Annotated in this window: 21 protein-coding genes, 1 tRNA gene and 1 other annotated feature; of the genes, 20 read left to right on the forward strand and 2 right to left on the reverse strand. The window is 42.6% G+C overall.

Annotated elements, in window-relative coordinates:
- Positions 1-29: 29 nt before the first annotated feature.
- The 3 genes from sdhA (at position 30) to LQ216_RS12620 (ending at position 7004) form a co-directional block, all read left to right on the forward strand.
- Complete coding sequence (gene sdhA / locus LQ216_RS12610; RefSeq protein ID WP_230129773.1) at positions 30-1787, forward strand: succinate dehydrogenase flavoprotein subunit; 1758 nt, start codon at positions 30-32, stop codon at positions 1785-1787.
- Positions 1788-1790: 3 nt separating this feature from the next.
- On the forward strand, positions 1791-2558 hold the full coding sequence (gene sdhB, locus LQ216_RS12615) for a succinate dehydrogenase iron-sulfur subunit (protein ID WP_230129775.1): 768 nt from the start codon (positions 1791-1793) through the stop codon (positions 2556-2558).
- 552 nt (positions 2559-3110) lie between these two features.
- Positions 3111-7004: a 5'-nucleotidase C-terminal domain-containing protein gene (locus LQ216_RS12620; protein ID WP_230129784.1), complete on the forward strand. Its 3894-nt coding sequence runs from the start codon at positions 3111-3113 to the stop codon at positions 7002-7004.
- A 62-nt stretch (positions 7005-7066) separates the two neighbouring features.
- On the opposite strand, the gene LQ216_RS12625 is transcribed toward LQ216_RS12620, so the two are convergent.
- The gene (locus LQ216_RS12625) at positions 7067-7249 is read right to left on the reverse strand and encodes an H-type small acid-soluble spore protein (protein WP_117306741.1); all 183 of its coding nucleotides are present in this window, start codon (positions 7247-7249) and stop codon (positions 7067-7069) included.
- Positions 7250-7388: 139 nt separating this feature from the next.
- Between LQ216_RS12625 and LQ216_RS12630 the strand changes: the two genes are divergently transcribed.
- The 11 genes from LQ216_RS12630 to LQ216_RS12680 all read left to right on the forward strand — a co-directional run bounded on the left by LQ216_RS12630 (position 7389) and on the right by LQ216_RS12680 (position 14476).
- Positions 7389-7859, forward strand: coding sequence for a thioesterase family protein (locus tag LQ216_RS12630; RefSeq protein WP_230129786.1), 471 nt, complete (start codon positions 7389-7391; stop codon positions 7857-7859).
- 220 nt (positions 7860-8079) lie between these two features.
- Positions 8080-8304, forward strand: coding sequence for a response regulator transcription factor (locus LQ216_RS12635; protein WP_230129788.1), 225 nt, complete (start codon positions 8080-8082; stop codon positions 8302-8304).
- Positions 8305-8580: 276 nt separating this feature from the next.
- Complete coding sequence (locus LQ216_RS12640) at positions 8581-9018, forward strand: MarR family transcriptional regulator (protein ID WP_230129790.1); 438 nt, start codon at positions 8581-8583, stop codon at positions 9016-9018.
- 10 nt (positions 9019-9028) lie between these two features.
- A complete protein-coding gene (gene racE / locus LQ216_RS12645) occupies positions 9029-9829 on the forward strand; it encodes a glutamate racemase (RefSeq protein ID WP_230129795.1) in 801 nt (266 codons plus the stop codon).
- 113 nt (positions 9830-9942) lie between these two features.
- Positions 9943-11010 carry a GerMN domain-containing protein gene (locus LQ216_RS12650; protein WP_230129940.1) on the forward strand — a complete coding sequence of 356 codons (1068 nt, stop codon included), beginning with the start codon at positions 9943-9945 and terminating at the stop codon, positions 11008-11010.
- Positions 11011-11123: 113 nt separating this feature from the next.
- Entirely contained in the window at positions 11124-11873 is a 750-nt protein-coding gene (rph, locus tag LQ216_RS12655) for a ribonuclease PH (RefSeq protein WP_230129799.1), read from the forward strand.
- A gap of 1 nt (position 11874) precedes the next feature.
- Positions 11875-12486 carry an XTP/dITP diphosphatase gene (locus LQ216_RS12660; RefSeq protein ID WP_230129806.1) on the forward strand — a complete coding sequence of 204 codons (612 nt, stop codon included), beginning with the start codon at positions 11875-11877 and terminating at the stop codon, positions 12484-12486.
- Positions 12486-12998, forward strand: coding sequence for a metallophosphoesterase (locus LQ216_RS12665; protein WP_230129807.1), 513 nt, complete (start codon positions 12486-12488; stop codon positions 12996-12998). Before LQ216_RS12660 ends, LQ216_RS12665 begins: the two co-directional genes overlap by 1 nt.
- A 153-nt stretch (positions 12999-13151) precedes the next feature.
- Positions 13152-13225, forward strand: a tRNA-Arg gene (locus tag LQ216_RS12670).
- Positions 13226-13763: 538 nt separating this feature from the next.
- Positions 13764-13949: a hypothetical protein gene (locus LQ216_RS12675; protein WP_230129808.1), complete on the forward strand. Its 186-nt coding sequence runs from the start codon at positions 13764-13766 to the stop codon at positions 13947-13949.
- Positions 13950-13951: 2 nt separating this feature from the next.
- Positions 13952-14476: a hypothetical protein gene (locus LQ216_RS12680; RefSeq protein ID WP_230129809.1), complete on the forward strand. Its 525-nt coding sequence runs from the start codon at positions 13952-13954 to the stop codon at positions 14474-14476.
- A 52-nt stretch (positions 14477-14528) separates the two neighbouring features.
- Here the strand turns inward: LQ216_RS12680 and LQ216_RS12685 are convergent, their stop codons facing one another.
- Positions 14529-14690 carry a hypothetical protein gene (locus tag LQ216_RS12685; protein ID WP_230129810.1) on the reverse strand — a complete coding sequence of 54 codons (162 nt, stop codon included), beginning with the start codon at positions 14688-14690 and terminating at the stop codon, positions 14529-14531.
- Positions 14691-14940: 250 nt separating this feature from the next.
- Here LQ216_RS12685 and LQ216_RS12690 point away from each other — a divergent pair, with 250 nt between their 5' ends.
- The 6 genes from LQ216_RS12690 to LQ216_RS12710 all read left to right on the forward strand — a co-directional run bounded on the left by LQ216_RS12690 (position 14941) and on the right by LQ216_RS12710 (position 22150).
- Positions 14941-16269 (forward strand): FAD-dependent oxidoreductase, encoded by a 1329-nt coding sequence (locus LQ216_RS12690; RefSeq protein WP_230129813.1) that lies wholly within the window; start codon positions 14941-14943, stop codon positions 16267-16269.
- 180 nt (positions 16270-16449) lie between these two features.
- The gene (locus LQ216_RS20520) at positions 16450-16689 is read left to right on the forward strand and encodes a phage holin (protein WP_354958986.1); all 240 of its coding nucleotides are present in this window, start codon (positions 16450-16452) and stop codon (positions 16687-16689) included.
- Between the two features lie 285 nt (positions 16690-16974).
- Positions 16975-17235, forward strand: a binding site (T-box leader).
- A gap of 98 nt (positions 17236-17333) precedes the next feature.
- A complete protein-coding gene (gene ilvB / locus LQ216_RS12695) occupies positions 17334-19055 on the forward strand; it encodes an acetolactate synthase large subunit (RefSeq protein WP_230129814.1) in 1722 nt (573 codons plus the stop codon).
- On the forward strand, positions 19052-19567 hold the full coding sequence (gene ilvN / locus LQ216_RS12700) for an acetolactate synthase small subunit (protein ID WP_230129816.1): 516 nt from the start codon (positions 19052-19054) through the stop codon (positions 19565-19567). The genes ilvB and ilvN overlap by 4 nt, the downstream gene beginning before the upstream one ends.
- Positions 19568-19602: 35 nt before the next feature.
- Entirely contained in the window at positions 19603-20631 is a 1029-nt protein-coding gene (ilvC, locus tag LQ216_RS12705) for a ketol-acid reductoisomerase (protein WP_230129818.1), read from the forward strand.
- Positions 20618-22150: a 2-isopropylmalate synthase gene (locus LQ216_RS12710; RefSeq protein ID WP_230129819.1), complete on the forward strand. Its 1533-nt coding sequence runs from the start codon at positions 20618-20620 to the stop codon at positions 22148-22150. The genes ilvC and LQ216_RS12710 overlap by 14 nt, the downstream gene beginning before the upstream one ends.
- The last annotated feature ends 22 nt before the right edge of the window (positions 22151-22172 follow it).

Below are 22172 nucleotides of genomic sequence, written 5' to 3' on the forward strand. Positions count from 1 at the left end.
GAGATTGGATTAAGAGGGAGTGAGCAAGGTTGAGTAAAGGTAAAATTATCGTCGTCGGCGGTGGTTTGGCCGGCTTAATGGCTACCATCAAAGTCGCAGAGGCTGGACAACAGGTTGATTTATTTTCATTGGTTCCGGTAAAACGTTCTCACTCTGTTTGTGCTCAGGGCGGAATTAACGGAGCGGTTAATACAAAAGGTGAAGGCGATTCACCTTATATCCACTTTGATGATACGATTTATGGAGGAGACTTCCTCGCTAACCAGCCTCCTGTTCAGGCAATGTGCGAGGCGGCACCATCCATTATTCATATGTTTGACCGTATGGGGGTTATGTTCAACCGTACACCGGAAGGTCTGCTTGATTTCCGCCGCTTTGGGGGAACCCAGCATCACCGTACAGCATTTGCCGGAGCAACAACAGGACAGCAGCTCTTATACGCATTGGACGAGCAAGTCCGCCGTTATGAAGTAGCAGGGCTTGTAACGAAATACGAAGGCTGGGAATTCCTTGGCTCTGTCATCGATGATGAAGAGATTTGCCGCGGGATCGTTGGACAAAACTTGACTTCCATGGAAATTAAATCCTTCCCTGGCGACGCCGTGATCATGGCAAGCGGCGGACCTGGAATCATTTTCGGGAAATCGACGAATTCCATCATTAACACAGGTTCAGCAGCATCCATCGTTTATCAGCAAGGGGTCCACTATGCGAACGGTGAATTCATCCAAATCCATCCGACTGCACTGCCTGGCGACGACAAACTCCGCTTAATGAGTGAATCTGCCCGTGGTGAAGGTGGACGTGTCTGGACATATAAAGACGGGAAGCCATGGTACTTCCTTGAAGAGAAATATCCAGCGTACGGTAATCTTGTACCGCGTGATATCGCTACACGTGAAATTTTCGATGTTTGCGTAAGCCAAAAGCTTGGCATCAATGGCGAAAACATGGTTTACCTTGACCTTTCCCATAAAGATCCGAAAGAGCTTGATATTAAGCTTGGCGGCATTATTGAAATCTATGAAAAATTCATGGGTGATGATCCTCGCAAAGTTCCTATGAAAATCTTCCCTGCTGTTCACTATTCAATGGGCGGTCTTTGGGTAGATTATGACCAGATGACCAATATCAAAGGGTTATTTGCAGCCGGTGAAGCTGATTACTCTCAGCACGGTGCAAACCGTTTAGGCGCTAATTCGCTTCTTTCCGCTATATACGGCGGTATGGTGGCTGGACCTAATGCTGTTAAGTATATTAATGGCTTGGAGAAAACCTCGGATGCAGTTTCTTCAACTGTTTATGACAATCACGCAAAACAGCAAGAAGAAAAGTGGAATCACATCATGAACTTGAATGGTACAGAAAATGCGTACGTTCTCCACAAAGAATTAGGAGAATGGATGACAGATAACGTGACGGTAGTGCGTTATAATGACAAGCTGCTTAAAACAGATCAGAAAATCCAGGAGCTTTTGGAGCGTTATCAAAACATTAATATTAACGATACGGCTAAGTGGAGCAATCAGGGAGCGACCTTCACGAGACAGCTTCAAAATATGCTTCAACTGGCACGAGTAATTACAATTGGTGCTTATAACCGTAACGAAAGCCGCGGAGCTCACTATAAACCGGAATTCCCGGACCGTAATGATGAAGAGTTCATGAAGACTACGATGGCTACGTTTACAGGACACAACTCTGCACCTTCGTTCCACTACGAAGAGATTGATGTATCACTTATTGAACCTCGTAAACGTGATTATTCAAAGAAAAAGGGGGAGTAAGGAATGGCTGAGACTATGACTAAAACAGTACGTTTTGTAATTTCACGGCAAGATACACCTGAGTCAGCCCCTTATACAGAGGAATTCGAGTTAGCATACCGTCCAAATATGAATGTTATTTCAGCGTTGATGGAAATTCGCCGTAACCCTGTTACTGTAAATGGACAGGAAACAACGCCAATTACATGGGATATGAACTGTTTGGAAGAAGTCTGCGGCGCTTGCTCCATGGTCATTAACGGGAAGCCAAGACAATCATGTACAGCGCTAGTCGACAAATTGGAGCAGCCAATCCGGCTTGAGCCAATGCGTACATTCCCTGTGGTCCGTGACCTTCAGGTAGATCGCAGCCGGATGTTCGATTCATTAAAGAAAGTAAAAGCCTGGATCCCGATCGACGGCACATACAATCTTGGACCAGGACCTCGTATGCCGGAAGGAAAGCGTCAATGGGCATATGAATTGTCCAAATGCATGACTTGCGGTGTTTGTCTAGAAGCTTGTCCGAACGTTAACAGCGATTCTGATTTCATCGGACCTGCTCCACTTTCACAGGTGCGTCTATTCAATGCCCATCCTACTGGGGAAATGAACAAGGCAGAACGCTTGAACACAATCATGGGTGATGGAGGACTGGCCAACTGCGGGAATTCCCAAAACTGTGTGCAGTCTTGCCCGAAAGGCATTCCATTGACAACATCGATCGCAGCACTAAACCGTGACACCACACTTCAATCCTTCCGTAACTTCTTCGGAAGCGACCAAGTGTAAAAAAAAGAGCCGCCTACTAGAGGATTTTACTCTGGTAGGCGGTTTTTTTGTTTTTGGCTCTGTTAAATTCCATTGTTGATTTTCAAATGGTCATGGAATCTACTCGCTTTCCGCGGACGAACTGGCAAGCCTCCTCACTCGTACCTCGCTGCGGGGTCTTGCCAGCCCGTTTTTCCGCAGGAGTCTCGCAGATTCCCTTCCCAAAAACAACATTATCGTTTAACAGAGCCTTGTTTTTAATAGAAGATACGCACATATTTGTGATTTGAACTGACGGTTTTATTATCCAAACTAGAAATTTATTATCCGAACCAGCAATTCATTATCCAAATCCTTTTTAAGCAGTGACAGGTGTACCAACAAGAAGTTATAGATACATAGTCATTATCTCAGCGTAGGAATAATGTATCATTTTTGTCGCTTTACAATTTTTCTACCAAAATCTTATATTTTTTCAACGAAAACGTATTATAGTTAGATTTGTCAAAATATCGCAAATAAGCTGATATTTTACACGTCAAAGGAAAAACTATTTTCAAGGAGGAAAAGGGAATGAACAAAAGGATTCATCGTAAGCTTGTCTTCATCATAGCTATTGTAGCCTTAGTTTTTTCGAATGCTGCTCCTTTTATGACAGTACAAGCTGAAGAAACAGGTACCTTAACTGTGCAGGAAGCAATCACGAAGACTGGACCTGCTACTGTTGAAGGGTATATTGTCGGCTATGCTACAGGAACCAAATCCTATGACTATGAAGCACCTTTTTCAGGAGAGACAAATATCATTATCGCCGATTCTACTGATGAGCGGGATAATGCGAAAGTGATGCCAGTTCAGCTTCCAACCTCCTATAGAGCTCAATTTGGATTGGTCAGCAACCCGGCGGCTCTTGGAAAGAAAATAAAAATAACGGGGAATATCGAACCCTATTTCACAGTCCCCGGCATTAAAGCTGTAACAGCAATAAATTTCACAGATGGAGCTCCAGAGCCGGAACCTCCAGTTCCTGCACCCGGTCCAAAGATTTATGAAATCCAGGGTGAATCCCATAATTCAACATTCAATGGACAAGCTGTCGAAGGCGTCCGGGGTGTTGTTACCCATGTAACCGACAGCAATAACTTCTACGTTCAGGATGTCGAAGGAGATAATAATCCAAAAACATCCGATGCCTTGATGGTATATAAGAAAGCGCATGGTGTCCGTAAGGGAGATCTTGTTTCCGTAAACGGAACGGTCAAGGAGTGGGTCCTTGACGGATACGCTGAAAAACTGGAAACAGATCTGGCCATGACAGAAATTAACTCGACTGTCGTGTCAGTACTCGGGTCCAACCAGTCGCTCCCGGGACCTGTCGTAATCGGCAAGGATCGCCCTGTGCCGACACAAGTGATCGACAACGATAGCTTCGGACAATTTGATCCGGAGGAAGATGGAATCGATTTTTATGAAAGCCTTGAAGGCATGAGGATTGCTTTAGAAAATCCAATGGTGACCGCTCCGCAAAAATACGGGGAAGTTCCTGTGATTATCAATAAGGAAGAGGGGAAAACCTACACAAAATTCAACAGTCCTCTTTTGAACGAAACCAATTCTAATCCGGAACGATTCCATCTATTAATTAACAGGGATTTTGTTGCCAAAGCGGGAGACCAATTTAACGGTACTGTAACCGGTGTTGTCGGTTATGGTTACAGCAACTATAAAATCCTTGCCGATACAGCTTCCCTTCCGGCATTAACGGAAAGTGAAAAGCCGGTAGAGAAAGTGGCATTTGCGAAAGATCCGGATAAAGTAACGATCGCTTCCTACAATGTGGAGAATTTTTCTGCTGCAACTCCTGACAGCAAAGTAGCTCGCATTGCGGAATCTTTTATTAATGATTTGAACGCTCCTGATATTATCGGCCTTGTTGAGGTCCAGGATAATAACGGCGAAACGAATGACGGAAATACCGATGCCGCGCAAAGCTATCAAAAACTGATTGATAAAGTGAAGGAGCTCGGTGGCCCTGCATACAGCTTTACCGATATTGCCCCTAAAAATAATCAGGATGGCGGTGCACCGGGCGGGAATATCCGTGTTGGATATCTGTATAATCCTGACCGCGTTTCTTTGAAGGACGCTCCAAAAGGAACGACGACAGAAGCGGTGGCATACGAAAATAATGCACTGACCGTGAACCCTGGACGCATTGAACCAGCTAATCCTTTATTTCAGGATACGAGAAAATCACTTGCTGCCCAATTCGTCTTTAAAGGACAGGATGTAATCGTCATCGCCAACCATTTGAATTCAAAAGGCGGGGACGACCCATTGTTTGGCCGAGTTCAGCCTCCGGTCCTAGAGAGCGAGCAGAAACGTATCGAACTGGCTAAAATCGTAAACAACTTCGTAAAAGGCATCACGGAAAAAAATCCGGATGCTAACGTAGTCGTACTTGGCGATATCAATGACTTTGAATTTACAAATACGCTTAAGGCATTAAAAGGCGATGTACTTACCAACTTAGTTGAAACATTGCCTGTAAATGAGCGTTTTTCCTATAATTATCAAGGAAACGCGCAGACACTTGACCATATGCTTGTAACCAAATCATTAACCGAAAAACATAAATTTGATATAGTCAATATCAATTCACCATATATGGACGTTCATGGACGGGCGAGCGACCATGATCCATTGGTAGGACAATTTGATTTAACACCGACACCTAAAGAATTTGATTTGACCGTTATGCATACAAACGACACACATGCTCATCTGGATAAAATGCCAAGACGGTTTACGGCTATCAACCAAATCCGCAGCGAAGCAAAGAATTCCTTGCTTGTGGATGCGGGCGATGTATTCTCAGGTACACTATATTTCACTAAATACCTAGGACAGGCAGACCTTGAATTCATGAACAAAATCGGTTATGATGCGATGACTTTTGGGAACCATGAATTCGATAAATCTTCTGATGTACTTGCAGACTTTGTAAGCAAGGCACAATTCCCGTTTGTCAGCGCCAATATTGATTTTTCCAAAGATCCTGCACTCCAAAGCTTAGCGGAAGGCTCGATTGGCAATCCGGCACAGTCAGGAAAAATCTACCCGGCAGCCGTAAAGGAAACGGGCGGTGAAGAGGTAGGGATAATCGGCTTAACGACAGAGGATACAACGTTCCTGGCGAATCCGGGAGAAAATATTGTTTTCGAAAATGCAACGGAAAAGGCACGCGCGACCATTTCTGAATTAAAAGAACAGGGAGTTAACAAAATTATCGTCCTTTCACACCTCGGTTACAATGTAGACCAGAAGCTGGCCGATGAAGTAGAAGGAATCGACGTAATTGTCGGCGGACATACTCATACGAAGCTTGCACAGCCGGATGTGTTCAACGCTGACGGAGAACCGACACTGGTTGTTCAGACAGGAGAATATGGAAACTTCCTTGGCAGATTGGATGCTACGTTTGATGAAGCCGGAAAACTAACCAAGTGGAACGGTCAATTGATCGACCTTGTTCAGAAAAATGAAGCGGGTGAATATGTCTATGCTGAAGATGAGTGGGCAAAAAACCGTCTCGCAGAGCTAGGAGCTCCGATCGAGGAAATGAAAAAGCAGGTGGTGGGGTCGACAACAGTGGCGCTTGATGGTGAGCGTGCCAATGTGAGAACAAAGGAAACCAACCTAGGGAATCTAGTGGCGGATGCGATGCTTGCCAAAGCGAAAGAAAGCGTGAACGCAACGATTGCGATGCAAAATGGTGGAGGAATCCGTGCTTCCATCAATGAAGGTGACATTACTCTAGATGAAGTACTTACAGTTATGCCGTTTGGAAATACACTTGTAACTATTGATCTTACAGGTCAGGAAGTGATCCAGGCTTTGGAACACAGTGTTTCTTCTGTGGAAACCGGAGCTGGGCAATTCATGCAGGTTGCCGGAATCCAATTCAAGTATGATCCTTCATTGCCTGCGGGTGAGCGAGTGTATGGAGTGAAAGTAAAAGAAGGAACTGGATTCGTGCCTATTGACGTAAATAAATTATATACAGTCGCTACCAATGCGTTCGTTGCAGATGGCGGGGACGGGTATACCATGTTTAAGAAGGCGAAAGACGAAGGCCGGATTACCGAATTATTTGTTGTGGACTACGAAGTCTTGAACAGTCATCTGGCTAACAACAGTCCGGTTTCACCTGAGGTGGAAGGGCGGATTTTGACGGGTTCTAAAGCGGATGATGGGACAACTCCAGAAAAACCAGGGGAGCCAATTAAAGATTGTCCTGAAAAACCTGAAAAACCTGAAAAACCAGACAAACCTGGAAAACCGGAAAAAGATAATAACGGTAATAAAGACAATAAAGACAATAAAGATAATAAAGACAAAAAAGACAAAAAAGACAAAAAGAATCCTCCGAAGGGGAAAGCATGCGGTAAACAGCATGCAGCTTAATTATAACTAATTGAATAAAGGCAGAAGAGATCGATATCTCTTCTGCCTTTATTTTTGTTTTACTAGACTTCCTCAAGCTCTGAAACTGAGACATTTGAACGTTCTTTTAAAGCACCACCTCTTAAATAAACAGTTGCCGTTTTTCCATCCTCATTCAAATTATCGATCCAAACGGAAGTTCCCTTGTATCTGACATCGATATCAGCTGAAGATGACAATATTTGTTTTACACGTCCAGCATCCATTACCACTCACTCCCTTCAGGTTTTTCTCCCTTTAGTTTTTGAATGTTGCCTCTTTTTATGCCAAAATCCTTTTCTAATTGTCGAAAGTTTAATAAAATGAATGAATAACCATTCATTTTATTAAAAAGGAGTTAACTTTATGAGCAGAATTTCATACATCAGCAATATGGAAGAATGGGCATCATCTTTTCATTTTAAGCATGAAGTAAATGTGCGCTTTTCAGAAACAGATATGTTTGGCCATTTGAACAACACGGTACCGTTTACTTATTTTGAAGAAGCAAGAATTGAATACTTCAAAACACTCGGATTTATGCAGGACTGGGTGAAAGATAAAGGTGAAGCCATACCGGTCGTAGCAGATTTACAATGTGATTTCCTAAAACAAATTTTCTTTAATGACAAGCTTTTTATCCAAGTAAAGCCTGAAAAGATCGGCAATTCATCGGTTGATATCCATTACATGGGCCGAAAAGATGATGGGACGGTTTGTTTAACAGGAAGGGGAACCATCGTACAAATATCCAAAGCAACCGGAAAACCGATTCCATGGTCAGAGGAAGCAAAAAGATTAATGCACGTTCAGGAAGCAGGGGAGCGGTCTTTATAATAGCTAGAATGGCAACTAAAAAAAGGTTTGAAATGCCTGATAAATATGTAGTGTACCGCTTGCAAACAAGATTCTTTTGGAGAAAGAGTACAACATCAGAAAAATTACATTCCCTTTAGGGAAAACAGTCACTCACTTGGCCTCGCCAACATACTATATGATGACTAAATAGACACCCATTCCGGGTTTATGCTGGTGAAGGCAAGGAGGGTTACAATACTTGAAGGAGAACGATTTCACTCATAAGCCATTACTCACCAAAAGAGAAAGAGAAGTATTTGAGTTATTAGTACAGGACAAAACAACGAAGGAAATAGCAGGTGATTTGTTTATCAGCGAAAAAACGGTGCGAAACCATATTTCGAATGCTATGCAAAAGCTTGGAGTTAAAGGGCGTTCACAGGCAGTAGTAGAGCTCCTTCGAATGGGAGAACTAAAGCTTTGATGTATTAACCGCTTTCAATTTATCTTTTTATCATAGATTTGGCTGAAGAAATCAACGGGGATACGTCACGGTATGGAGAGCAGTATTCTGACAGGTGGATAAAAGAAAGGACGTAGTAAGTCCTTTTTTACTCATCTGCAGATTACTGCTTTATTTTTTTTGGCCATAATAAAGTACACTCCCAATGAATGCATCTTGAAATTTAAACGATTTTAATAGAAAATAAGTAAGATAAATTGTTTTATATACGATGTGATTTTGGGGAGCTGTGTTAGAATGAATAAAAATATCGAGCATGTTGCTGAAATAGAAAAGGAATTGAGGTATGTGTCTTCCCTGATCAAACAAAAGGGACGGGAGATTTTAAGCAACTATAAAATTACCCCTCCACAATTCGTGGCGCTTCAATTCCTCTTTGAAGATGGCGATATGACGATTGGTGAGCTTTCGACGAAAATGTTCCTTGCTTTCAGCACAACGACAGATCTAATTGATCGCATGGAAAGAAATGAGCTAGTCATGCGCGTGAAGGATGAGAAAGATCGAAGGGTCGTCCGGATCCACCTGTTGGAAGAAGGCGGTCGGATTATCGATGAAGTTATAAAGCAGCGGCAGCATTATTTATCCGATGTATTGAGTAATTTTTCCGACACAGAAATAGCTTCCCTCAATGAAAACCTGGCTAAATTACATCAAGAAATGAGAGAAGAATGAGGCGAGATTTTTGAAGCAACCGATTGGCATTATAGATTCAGGAGTCGGCGGTCTGACAGTGGCGAAAGAAGTTATCCGGCAGCTGCCTAACGAGAATATCGTATATTTAGGCGATACTGCCCGATGCCCATATGGACCGCGTCCGCTAGATGAAGTAAAAAGATTTACGTGGCAGATGACAGAGTATTTATTAAAGCATAATATTAAAATGCTAATTATTGCTTGTAATACAGCTACCGCTGCTGTGCTTGAAGAGATAAAACAAGAATTGGACATTCCTGTATTGGGCGTCATTCACCCTGGAGCGAGAGCCGCGTTAAAAGCGTCCAAGAGATTGCAGATTGGGGTAATCGGAACCATTGGCACAGTAAAAAGCCAGGCATACGATCAAGCTCTGAAATCGATTAATAAGTGGGTCAGGGTAGACAGCTTGGCCTGTCCGAAATTCGTACCGATTGTAGAAAGCGGCGAATTTGAAGGACGGATTGTAAAAAAGGTTATCGCAGAAACACTTAAGCCCTTAAAAGAAAAAAACATCGATACATTGATATTGGGATGTACCCACTATCCGCTTCTTGGCACCGAAATCAGCAACTATATGGGAAGCGGGATCAAGGTGATTTCATCTGGAGATGAAACCGCGCGTGAAGCTAGTGTTATCCTCCATCACAATGAGATGATGAATAAAAGCAATGAAAAGGCGGACCATCGATTTTTCACAACCGGTTCGAGAGATATTTTTCAGCGCATTGCATCGTCGTGGCTTGGCGAAAGCGTCACTTCAGTTCAAACGATAAAGATTAATCAGTAAGGCTTCCACTGGAGGTCTTTTTTTATATGTTCAAAACTTTATTTCCAAAATCGGTCTAAATCGGTTGCGGGCTCGTATAAATAGTAGTACAAACTGTCCTGGGAGGGATTATGATGTCTAAGGTTTCTAAAGCAACAGTTGTCTCGGCGATCCTGGCCTCTTCAGTATTACTATCAGGCTGCGGGCTCTTGGGAGGCGAAAAAAGCAGCAAAATTGATCCGCCTAAAGAAGTGTCATACGAAAATGATGCCTCAGCACTTGAGGAATCTGAAGGCGAAGAGAAAACAGAAGCTACAAAAGAGGCTGGAAAGCAAGCGGTCAAAACAGAGCTATATCTGATTGATAAAAACGGATATGTTGTCCCACAAACAATAGAGCTCCCAAATTCACAAGGCGTTGCCAAACAGGCGCTGGAACATCTGGTAGCTAATGGCCCGGTCAGCAATATCCTGCCGAATGGATTCCGCCCGGTCCTGCCCGCTGATACCGAGGTGGACGTAAATATTGAAAAAGGGGTCGCAGTTGCGGATTTCTCTCCTGAATTTAAGAATTATAAAAAAGAAGATGAATTGAAGATTCTCCAGGCAATCACCTGGACACTGACCCAATTTGATTCAGTTAAGTCAGTGAAGTTGCAAATCAACGGACACGAGCTGAAAGAAATGCCGGTGAACGGTACGCCAATCGATGAAAAACTGTCCCGCGCCCAAGGCATCAATCTAGATACGAGCGATGTCACGGATATTACGAATACTAAACCATTAACGGTTTACTATGTCGGTGAAGAGAAAGGCAGCAATTATTATGTGCCAGTGACAAAGCGGGTTAGTGAAACAAATGAGGATAATGTCGCAGCTGTGATTGAAGAGCTTATTAAAGGTCCTTCCTATTCGTTTAATTTGATGTCTGATTTTGTCCGGGATGTCGAATTGCTTGAATCACCAAAGCTGGCCGACAAAAAAGTGATCCTGAATTTCAATGAGTCTATTCTTGCAAGCTTTAAGGAAAAGAAAATTTCAAAAACGATGCTTGACGCCCTGGTGCTGTCTTTAACGGAACAAAAAGGAATCGAAAGTGTTGAATTGCAGGTAAAAGGAAGTGCCAAGCTGCTAGATGAAGAAGGAAAGCCCATGACTGAACCCGTCACGCGTCCTGAAAAAGTCAATACCGGTAGTTATTAAAAAACGTTTTTTGATATACTATAAATAGTTTAGCAAGGAGGCATGCGGTATAAGCTGCCTTCTTTTATATTTGATACAAAACAGAGGTAAGAATAACCAAGGAGGAACACACTATGCGCTTCGATGGAAGATCGAGCAATGAATTAAGGCCGATACATATTGAGACGAACTATTTAAAGCATCCAGAGGGCTCTGTCTTAATTACAGTAGGAGATACAAAAGTCATCTGTACCGCAAGCATTGAAGATCGTGTGCCGCCCTTTATGCGGGGCCAGGGCAAAGGATGGATCACTGCCGAGTATTCCATGCTGCCGCGCGCGACCAATCAGCGGACAATCAGAGAAGCTGCCAAGGGAAAGATCACGGGCCGGACAATGGAAATTCAGCGCTTGATCGGCAGGGCACTACGGGCGATTGTTGACTTGGAAGCGATAGGCGAAAAAACGATCTGGCTGGATTGCGATGTGATTCAAGCGGATGGGGGAACCCGGACCGCTTCCATCACAGGTGCTTTCGTCGCCATGACACTCGCTTTAAATAAGCTTCATGATGACAAAAAAATCACCACCTTCCCGATTAAAAACTACCTCGCCGCTACAAGTGTCGGCAAAGTGAAGGAACACGGCATCGTGCTTGATTTGAACTATGTCGAGGATTCCGCAGCGCTTGTCGACATGAACGTGATTATGACCGGAAGCGGAGAATTTGTGGAATTGCAGGGGACGGGAGAGGAAGCTACTTTTTCCTATACTGAACTGCAGGAATTGCTCGCCAGCGCGCAAAGCGGGATGCAGCAATTATTTGAAATCCAAAGAGAGGCCCTCGGTAGTATCGCTGATAAAATACCGAAAGGCGACAGCTGAGATGAAAAACGTCATTATCGCAACGAAAAATAAAGGCAAAGCAATGGAATTTGAAAGCCTTTTTCAGCCAAAGGGCTATAAGGTTTTAACACTTTTGGATGTAGAAGATTCAATCGATGTCGAAGAGACCGGGGAAACCTTTGAAGAAAATGCGATTCTAAAAGCAGAAGCGATCGCGAAAGAATTTGGCCGTATAGTCATTGGGGATGACTCTGGATTAATTGTAGATGCGCTTGATGGGAGGCCGGGGGTCTATTCGGCCAGATATGCAGGCGAAGAGAAAGATGATGCCGCCAATACAGCCAAAGTACTGGGTGAGCTCGAAGGGATACCTGAATCGGAAAGGACAGCACGGTTTTATTGCGCCTTGGCTTTATCATCCCCGCACCAGCCGACTATCACTGTTTCCGGAAGCGTTGAAGGCATTATTGCAAAGCAGCCTTCAGGTGAAAACGGGTTTGGCTATGACCCGGTTTTTTACGTAAAAGAAAAGGGTAGGACAATGGCCGAACTCAGCAGCGATGAAAAAAATGCAATCAGCCACAGAGCTAATGCTTTAAAAGCGCTTGAAGAGAAGCTGGTTGAATTTCTCGAAAGGGAAGAGGGAGAGTAATGAAGGTGTTAATTATGAGTGACAGTCACGGACTGACTCATGAGATCAACTTGATTAAGGAACGTCACGGGCATGAAGTGGACGCTATGATTCACTGCGGCGATTCGGAGCTGCCGATGCGTGCTACGGAAATGAAGGGTTTTCTAACGGTAAGAGGCAACTGTGATTATGATGAAGCCTACCCCGACGAACGTCTTGAAGAGATCGGCGGACTGCATTTTTTCGTTGCACACGGACATCTTTACAATGTCAAGATGACCTTAATGAACCTGGCATACAAAAGCGAAGAAACCAATGCAGATATCGTCTGCTTCGGTCACTCGCATATAGCGGGATCGGAAATGGTGGATGGCACGCTTTTCATTAATCCGGGAAGCATCAGGCTGCCTAGAGAGATCAGGGATAAAACGTATGTCATTCTGGAGCATGTGAATCAGGAAACAAAGGTAACGTTCTTTAATCTAGCAGGAAATGAAATAAAGAATCTAAGCCGGACTTATCAATTAGGATGACATTTAGTATAAACGGCAGGGAGTGAAAATTCTTCCTGTCTTTTATGAAAAGAGATATTGACTTTGAAATTCTATAGCACTATAATGGTAATTGTCGTTGAGAATTGACGATGCTAAGTTTCGAAGCATATTTTAATGAAAAATTTTTATTATGTCCCAGTAGCTCAGCTGGATAGAGCAACGCCCTTCTAAGGCGTCGGTCGGGAGTTCGAATCTCTCCTGGGACGCTACCAAATGAACCCAAAAGCGTCATGTATTAACCTTCTTCTACGCTAAATGATACGGTCAGTTTATCGGTCAAATACCGAACTGGCTTGATTTATCAGCGTATTAGAAGGTTTTTATTTTGACGAAGTAAAGGAATTAGCAATCTTTAAGACGGATTTGTCGAATATTTCGAAGGTCCAAGCGAAGAAGGGGCAGAAAAACGGACGATAAACGATTAACCATAACGGAACTGGTTCGCCTGACCGTGACGAGAAAAGAATGTTTGAACTATTCGTCAAGTCTAAGCTGCTGGACGAGCTGGAGCGTAATTAAATGCGAGGCTCCTGTGGGGGCTTCATTAAAAAAATGCATACGAATGTATAAAAGGCGCATATAATACTCAAAATAGGGAAAAGGGTAACTAAGGAGCAGAAAAGCAGTTGTTTTTCAAAGCTAACATGTAGTAAACTTAAATAACCATATGTTGGTATATGAAACTTAGCTACCACACAATTGTTTGGTGGTGTAAATGTGATTGGCGATAAGGAGGAAGATGAAATGGCTACCAGTACAGATAAATTGTATGAGCGTTTCACCCTTAACGAAGATGAAGTTGATAAAATTATTGCGACTCCACGCACGAAAATTCCAGAAGTAAACGTTTTTAATGATATTATGCTTTCAAAGAAAGAGAGAATAGCTCATGCAGCGAATATTCTTAAAAGACGAAAATGCAAATCATAAGCTTGTCTAGTTTACTGGAAGTACCTACTGAAGAGGTCGAGGTTAACGAGTACCTCTCCTCTTTTTTGTGTGAAAAAAATAAGGATGTGGAGTCATTCTTACATAATAATGCAATAGAAAACGAAAAGCGATCATTTACTAGAACGTTCATAGTAATTGATGAAGAAAAGCAGGACGAGATTATAGGTTATTTCACCTTATTAGTAAAAGAATTTTCATTTTTAAATGGTGTATCCGGAACAAAGAGGAAAATACTTACTAATAATAAAAGAGCTGAGGTATTTAACTCTCTACTAATAGCTCAATTAGGTAGATCAGATAATTATAAAGGGGTTATTGCGGGAGAGGAAATTTTAAACTTTGCCTTACATCACTGTGAAATAATTTATAATTTAGTTGCATTGTCTATAGTATGCGTTGAGTTTGATCCTATTGATAGATTAATTGAATTTTATGAATCACAGGATTTTACGATTTTACAACAAAATCCTGAAACTCATAAATTGTTAGCTTATATAAAACTATGAAGTTGATTCTTTTTAGCCAATTAAAGTTTTGGTTAATTTTTATTTTTTATGATTACGAAAGAGTGTTAGAAATCCAGATTAAGCGGTCTTCAGTTTTAGTATCTAAGAGCAGTGATAGAGCTATTCCGTTAATAGGATTTTCCTCTACAAGAAAAGATACAAAAATGTCTAACAAAGAAATAACAATATCAACAGTTTCAAGATTGTCGTTCATCTTTAAACGCCCCTCTGTTAATAGCTTATTTATTCTGACCGCAACGGGTTCGTTCTTTTGTCGCTTAACTCAAATAAATCATTTGTGAAATATTTCACAAATTGTTCATAGACTTTTGAAAATAATTGTTATACACTTATAACCGTAAACAACTTAGCGATAGTGTTTAACTCATCTTTTCATTTTTTTTAATTAAACTTGTGAAATTATTCACAATATAAACTAACAACATCTTAGGAGGTCATTTTTTATGAAAGTAGCCGTAATTGGTTGTACACATGCTGGAACAGCGGCAGTTACGAATATAGCATCACTTTATCCTAAAGCGGAAATCACTGTATACGAAAAAAATGATACAGTTAGCTTTTTATCATGTGGAATCGCCTTATATGTCGGAGGAGTCGTCGATGACGCACAAAAATTATTCTACTCTTCTCCTGAGCAATTAGAAAATCTTGGTGCAAAAATGAACCTGAAACATGAAGTGCTTTCCGTTGATACAGAAAAGAAAACATTGCGTGCACGTAACCTGGTAACTAACGAGGAAGTATTTGATACGTTTGATAAGCTTGTTATGACAACCGGATCATGGCCAATCATCCCGAATCTCGAAGGCAGAGAACTTGAGAATGTTGTCATGTGCAAAAACTATGCCCATGCCAACGCGATCATTGAGAAAGCAAAGGACGCTCAAAATGTCGTCGTTGTCGGGGCAGGTTATATCGGAATCGAATTGGTCGAAGCTTTTGAAATGAATGAAAAAAATGTGACCCTTATCGATACTACCGAGAGAGTGTTGAATAAGTATTTAGACAGCGAATATACCGAAGTCATTGAAAAGGATCTCCAAGAACGGGGAGTCCGGCTTGCTTTAGGACAAACGGTTACTAGATTTGAAGGTTCCAATGGAAAAGTAACGAAAGTGCTGACAACTGAAGGTGAGTATGAAGCAGATCTGGTGATCATGTGTATCGGCTTCCGACCTAACACGGATTTATTAAAAGGCCAGGTGGAGATGCTGTCCAATGGCGCCATTATCGTGGATGAGTATATGAGAACAACTAAGCCGGATGTTTTTGCGGCGGGAGATAGCTGTGCGATCCACTATAATCCAACCGGAAAACATGCTTATATTCCACTGGCAACGAATGCAGTCCGGATGGGAACGCTTGTGGCGAAAAACCTTGTGAAGCCTTCCCCTCGATATATGGGTACCCAGGGAACTTCGGGAATTAAAATTTATGATAATAATATTGCGACAACGGGGCTTACTGAAGCATCCGCCGAAAGCATGGGTATGAATGTGAAAAGTGTAACAATCACAGACAACTACCGTCCAGAATTTATGCCGGATTTCGAGCAGGTTACCTTAAAGGTAGTGTATGAAGAAGAAACAGACAGAATTCTTGGAGCTCAGATTATGTCAAAAGCTGATCTTACACAATCCATAAATACCTTATCTGTCTGCATCCAGAATAAGATGACCATCGAGCAGCTGGGATTCGTCGACTTCTTCTTCCAGCCGCATTATAACAAACCATGGAATTTCTTGAATCAGGCAGGTTTACAGGCCCTGTGATGGAAAAACAGTAGAACGATAGTAAAAACGCTTGGATGTCAGGCGTTTTTACTATCTTTTTTTGAATAATGATCTCAGCCGAAAAAAGTGGGATCATATCTTGTCCGGCCTGCATACTTTAAAAGAAGGATAATCTTTTAAAAAAGATTAATAGAGACATGCCTATAAAAAGGAGGACACATGAAAAGTGATATTCTAATATTATTGTGCGGGTTTCTAAGCTCATTACTTTTATTTCTCGGAAGTATTGGCATAACTTTTGAATGGTTTGAGAGTTTAAACGCTTTTTTTATTCTTATTTCAGCGGCCTCAGCTTTGATCTTGAATTTGTATGCGGTTTATAAAAATACGTATGTCTTAACCAAGAAGGCTCGGAAGCAAAAAGAATCCTTAAAGAAACAAGGATTGATAAAGAAGTGAAACGCCCGTTTTTTGAAACGTCAAAAAAATTTTGTATTTAAAAAACCTTATAACCATGCACGTGTAAGCGTATACAATTTCTGCGACTAATTTGAATAGTCAAATAATTCTAAAAAAAATGTTGACGTGCAAATGAAATGAGCGTAATATAATCCACAAATAACAGGAAAATATTCAACTTCAGAATTGTTCAACACATTCATAACGCTGAAGTGAGGACTGTATCGCAGACAATTACTTTAGCCTTTTAAAGCTTTTTATCATTAAAGAAAAATAAGTGAATAGGTAATCGCATTGATGAGGATAAGTAGTTTTTTGTAAACCGCATTCACAGAGAGCCGGGTAGCTGAGAACCGGCAGTGCCACAAAAAACGAACTCCCCTCGGAGCTTCAGCTTGAACGTCAACCAGTAAAGCTGAACGGGTGTACCAGTACCCGTTATCAAAAACAGAATGGCGACAGTCATTCAAAAGTGCGCGCAGGATCGGTCCAGCGCGAATAAGGGTGGTACCGTGGATAGGCCGTTAAAACCTTTTCACCCCTTAGCTTGCTAATAGCGGGCTTATTTGGGTGGAGAGGTTTTTTGTTGTTGTTAAAAGAGTCCTTGAGAGTGATTTAGGTTATGAGAGGAGGAATTTTTCATTATGACTGATAAGGCAGTAGTGGCGGAAAGAAAAGGTGAAAAAGTGAAGAAAAGCGGTGCGGAGTTTTTAATTGACGCATTAAAAAGACAAAATGTTGAAGTCATTTTTGGATATCCGGGAGGCGCTGTACTCCCTATTTACGACACGCTGTATGATTCAGGTGTATTTCATGTATTGTCAAGACATGAACAGGGATCCATCCACGCGGCGGAAGGATATGCGAGGATAACAGGAAAACCGGGAGTGGTAATCGCAACTTCGGGGCCTGGGGCAACCAACATCGTAACCGGACTCACGGACGCAATGATTGATTCTATCCCGCTCGTTGTGCTTACTGGCCAGGTTGCTACAAGTGTAATTGGCTCAGACGCTTTTCAGGAAGCCGATATACTTGGGATCACAACCCCGATTACCAAGCATAATTATCAGGTAAGAAAGCCGGAAGATCTTCCAAGAATTATAAAAGAAGCATTCTATATTGCTTCGACTGGACGACCTGGACCGGTTTTGATAGATATTCCGAAGGACGTGGCTGTGCTGTCTGGAGAAGCAGAGGAAGATCCGGCGATGGATTTACCAGGCTACCAGCCTACGATGCAGCCGAATTACCTCCAGATCAGAAAGCTGGTTGAAGCAGTAAGTGGCGCGAAGAAACCGGTGATTTTAGCAGGAGCCGGTGTCCTTCATGCAAAGGCATCTGAAGAGTTAAGGAAATATGCAGAACAGCAGGAAATCCCGGTCGTTCATACCCTTCTCGGTCTTGGCGGTTTTCCGGCTGACCATCCATTGTTTGTTGGGATGGGGGGCATGCATGGGGTATATGCAGCGAATATGGCCTTGCACGAATGTGATTTATTAATCAATGTCGGCGCAAGATTTGACGACCGACTTACAGGGAATCTTGCCTCATTTGCTCCTGATGCTACCGTTGCCCATATCGATATTGACCCTGCTGAAATCGGCAAAAATATACCAACGAAAATTCCGGTAGTAGGAGATGCCAAAGAAGCACTGAATCAATTAATCTCCCAAAATGGGAAGCTTCCTGAAGCAGCCGCTTGGAACCAAAAGGTAAATGACTGGAAGGGAAATTATCCTTTATTTTATGAAGATAACAGCAGTGAGTTGAAGCCACAGAAAGTGGTTGAAATGCTTCATAAAAAAACAAATGGTGACGCGATTGTCGTGACCGATGTCGGACAGCATCAAATGTGGGCAGCGCAATATTACACATTTAACAAACCTCACGCCTGGGTAACGTCGGGCGGACTCGGGACGATGGGCTTTTGCGTTCCGGCGGCAATCGGTGCACAACTCGCTGAACCTGATGCGACAGTGGCAGCGATTGTAGGAGATGGCGGCTTTCAAATGACCAGCCAGGAGCTGGGTGTTATCGCCGAATTGAATCTTCCTATCAAGATCATCATTTTAAATAACCATTCTCTTGGAATGGTTAGACAATGGCAGGAGATTTTTTATAAAGGCCGGTACTCTCACAGCTTACTCCAGAATCAGCCATCATTTGTAAAATTGGCAGAGGCGTATGGCATCCAAGCATACAAAGTCACAACACTCGAGGAAGCCGAAGAGAAAATGAATGAAGCTTTGTCGATGAATGGACCGATTTTACTCGATATGCATGTAACTCCAGGAGAAAACGTCTATCCGATGATTGCTCCGGGCAAAGGGCATCATGAAATGGAAGGGGTAGTAAAGAAATGAAAGGAATCCTTACGCTGACGGTAAACAACAGGCCGGGAGTTCTTAACAGAATCACCAACCTGTTTTCGAAAAGGAATTATAATATCGAAAGCATTACAGTTGGACATTCAGAGCAAGAAGGGGTTTCTAGAATTACTGTAGTCGTTCAGGTGGACGATGAAAAAGTAATCGAACAAATGACGAAACAGCTAAATAAGCAGATCGATGTATTAAAGGTGATGGATATCAGCAATCAATCCATTGTAGCCAGGGAACTTGCCTTAATAAAAGTGTTAACCACATCTCAAAACCGGGCTGAAATCTATGGTTTGATAGAACCTTTCCGGGCTTCTGTCATTGATGTCAGCAAGGATAGTCTAACGATTCAGATCACTGGTGAATCAGATAAAATTGAAGCTTTTATCGAATTATTAAATCCTTACGGAATTAAGGAACTGGCTAGAACAGGTACAACCGCATTCCCGCGCGGAACCCAGCGCAGCGGCGGCAGTAAAAGTCTATTAATCGTGTAAGTAATCTAATTTATATACTAGGGAGATGCAAAACTATGACAAAGGTTTATTACAATGCAGATGGAAACGAAGCTTATTTTGAAAACAAAACGGTAGCAGTAGTCGGGTATGGCTCCCAAGGCCACGCTCATGCACAAAACCTCCGGGACAGCGGCGTTAGAGTGATTGTTGGTTTAAGAAAAGGTAAGTCCTGGGATAATGCTGAGCAAGATGGTTTCGAGGTATATCCAGTACGCGCAGCTGCTGACCAAGCAGACGTCATCATGATTTTATTGCCGGATGAAATGCAGCCGAAAGTATATAAAGAAGAAATCGAGCCTGTCTTAAGATCCGGCCAAGCATTAATGTTTGCCCATGGTTTTAATGTCCATTTCCATCAAATTGTTCCGCCGGCAGATGTGGATGTCCTTCTCGTAGCGCCTAAGGGTCCTGGTCATCTCGTGCGCAGGACATATGAACAAGGTGCGGGTGTACCGGCACTATTTGCCATCCAGCAGGACGTAACCGGTGGAGCTCAGGAACTGGCTTTGTCATATGCAAAAGGAATCGGCGCGTTACGCGCAGGTGCATTGGAAACAACCTTCAAGGAAGAAACTGAAACAGATTTATTCGGAGAGCAGGCTGTTCTATGCGGAGGATTGACTTCCCTTGTGAAAGCCGGTTTTGAAACCTTAACAGAAGCAGGATACAAGCCAGAGGTTGCCTACTTTGAATGCTTGCACGAATTGAAACTAATCGTTGACCTTATGTATGAAGGCGGTCTTGAAGGGATGCGCTATTCAATTTCAGATACAGCGCAATGGGGAGATTTTGTATCGGGCCCGCGTATTGTAAATGAAAATGTAAAAGATGAGATGAAAAAGGTATTAAAAGATATTCAAGATGGTGAATTCGCTAAAGGATGGATTCTTGAAAATCAAGCGAACCGCCCGGTATTTAACGCAATCAACGAAAAAGAAAAAGAACATCCAATCGAAACGGTTGGCCGCGAACTAAGAAAAATGATGCCTTTCGTACAACAACAACAAAAGAAGAAAGAAGTGGTGGCAGTTGCGAAAGATTAATATTTTCGATACTACGCTGAGAGATGGAGAACAATCGGCTGGCATCAATCTTAATTTTTCCGAAAAATTAGAAATCGCGTATCAGCTGGAAAGACTGGGTGTTGATATTATCGAAGCGGGTTTTCCGGCTGCGTCAAAGGGTGATTCAAATTCCGTCCGGGAAATTGCCACTAAGATTCGAAACAGTTCGGTTACAGGGCTGGCGCGTTGTATTCAAAGTGATATGGATGCGGCCTGGGAAGCTTTAAAGGTAGGGGCGGAACCAAGAATTCATATCTTTCTGGCAACATCGCCGATCCATCGGGAATATAAGCTTAAGCTTTCAAAAGAACAAGTGATCGAAAAAGCAGTTGCATCTGTTAAATATGTGGCTGAGCGCTTTCCAATCGTGCAATGGTCAGCGGAAGACGCAAGCCGTACTGAACTGGACTATCTGGCTGAAATTGTAGAAGCAGTGATTCGAGCGGGAGCGAAAGTCATTAATATCCCTGACACGGTAGGTTACGGAACGCCGGTTGAATACGGCAGCATTTTTAAATATTTAAGAGAACATGTTCCTTCTATTGATAAGGTTCATCTTTCCGCTCATTGCCACGATGACCTAGGTATGGCAACGGCCAATTCCCTGGCGGCAATCGAAGCGGGCGCCACGCAAATTGAAGGAACAATCAATGGCATCGGTGAAAGAGCAGGCAATGTCGCTCTTGAAGAGGTGGCCATCGCTCTTCATACACGAGCAGACTTTTATCATGCGGAAACTAGATTGCAGTTAAATGAAATTAAGAGAACGAGTGACTTGATCAGTAAGTTAACCGGTGTTTCCGTACCGCCAAATAAAGCAGTCGTCGGACAAAATGCTTTTGCCCATGAATCAGGGATTCACCAGGATGGCGTGTTAAAGGAAAAAACCACTTATGAAATCATTTCTCCTGAGCTTGTCGGCATTTCGACCAATGCCATGGTTCTGGGAAAACATTCAGGACGCCACGCGTTTAAAAGCAGGCTCGAGGCGCTCAATTTAGATGTGACAGATGAAGAAATGAACCGTTTGTTCGTTCAATTTAAAGAGTTGGCTGATAAGAAAAAAGAAATGACGGATGATGATTTGGCTGCCCTTGTCTTAGAAGAGAAGCTGTCAAAAGACAACCATTTCTTTGAATTGTTATCGATGCAAATTTCCTATGGAACAAACCAGGTCCCAACAGCAACCGTTACATTAAAGGGAAGCGAGAATGAAACGATCCAGGAAGCGGCAACCGGAGCCGGCAGCATTGAAGCCCTCTATAACACTCTTGAAAGATGTGTCGGGGACAAAGTGAATCTCTTGGATTACCGGATTCAATCTGTCGGCGCCGGCAGAGACGCGCTGGCCCAGGTTTTCGTGAAAATGAAGTACCGAGACACGGAAACAAGCGGACGCGGACTTGCGCAGGATGTGCTTGAAGCATCAGCTAAAGCCTATTTAAATGCTGTGAATCGGGTCGTTTATTTGAGTGATAAAACAACCGTTTTACAATAACTAAAATGAAAGGAGAAGATTC

The sequence above is a fragment of the Bacillus sp. CECT 9360 genome, assembly GCF_918741275.1.
Lineage (GTDB): Bacteria > Bacillota > Bacilli > Bacillales > DSM-1321 > Peribacillus.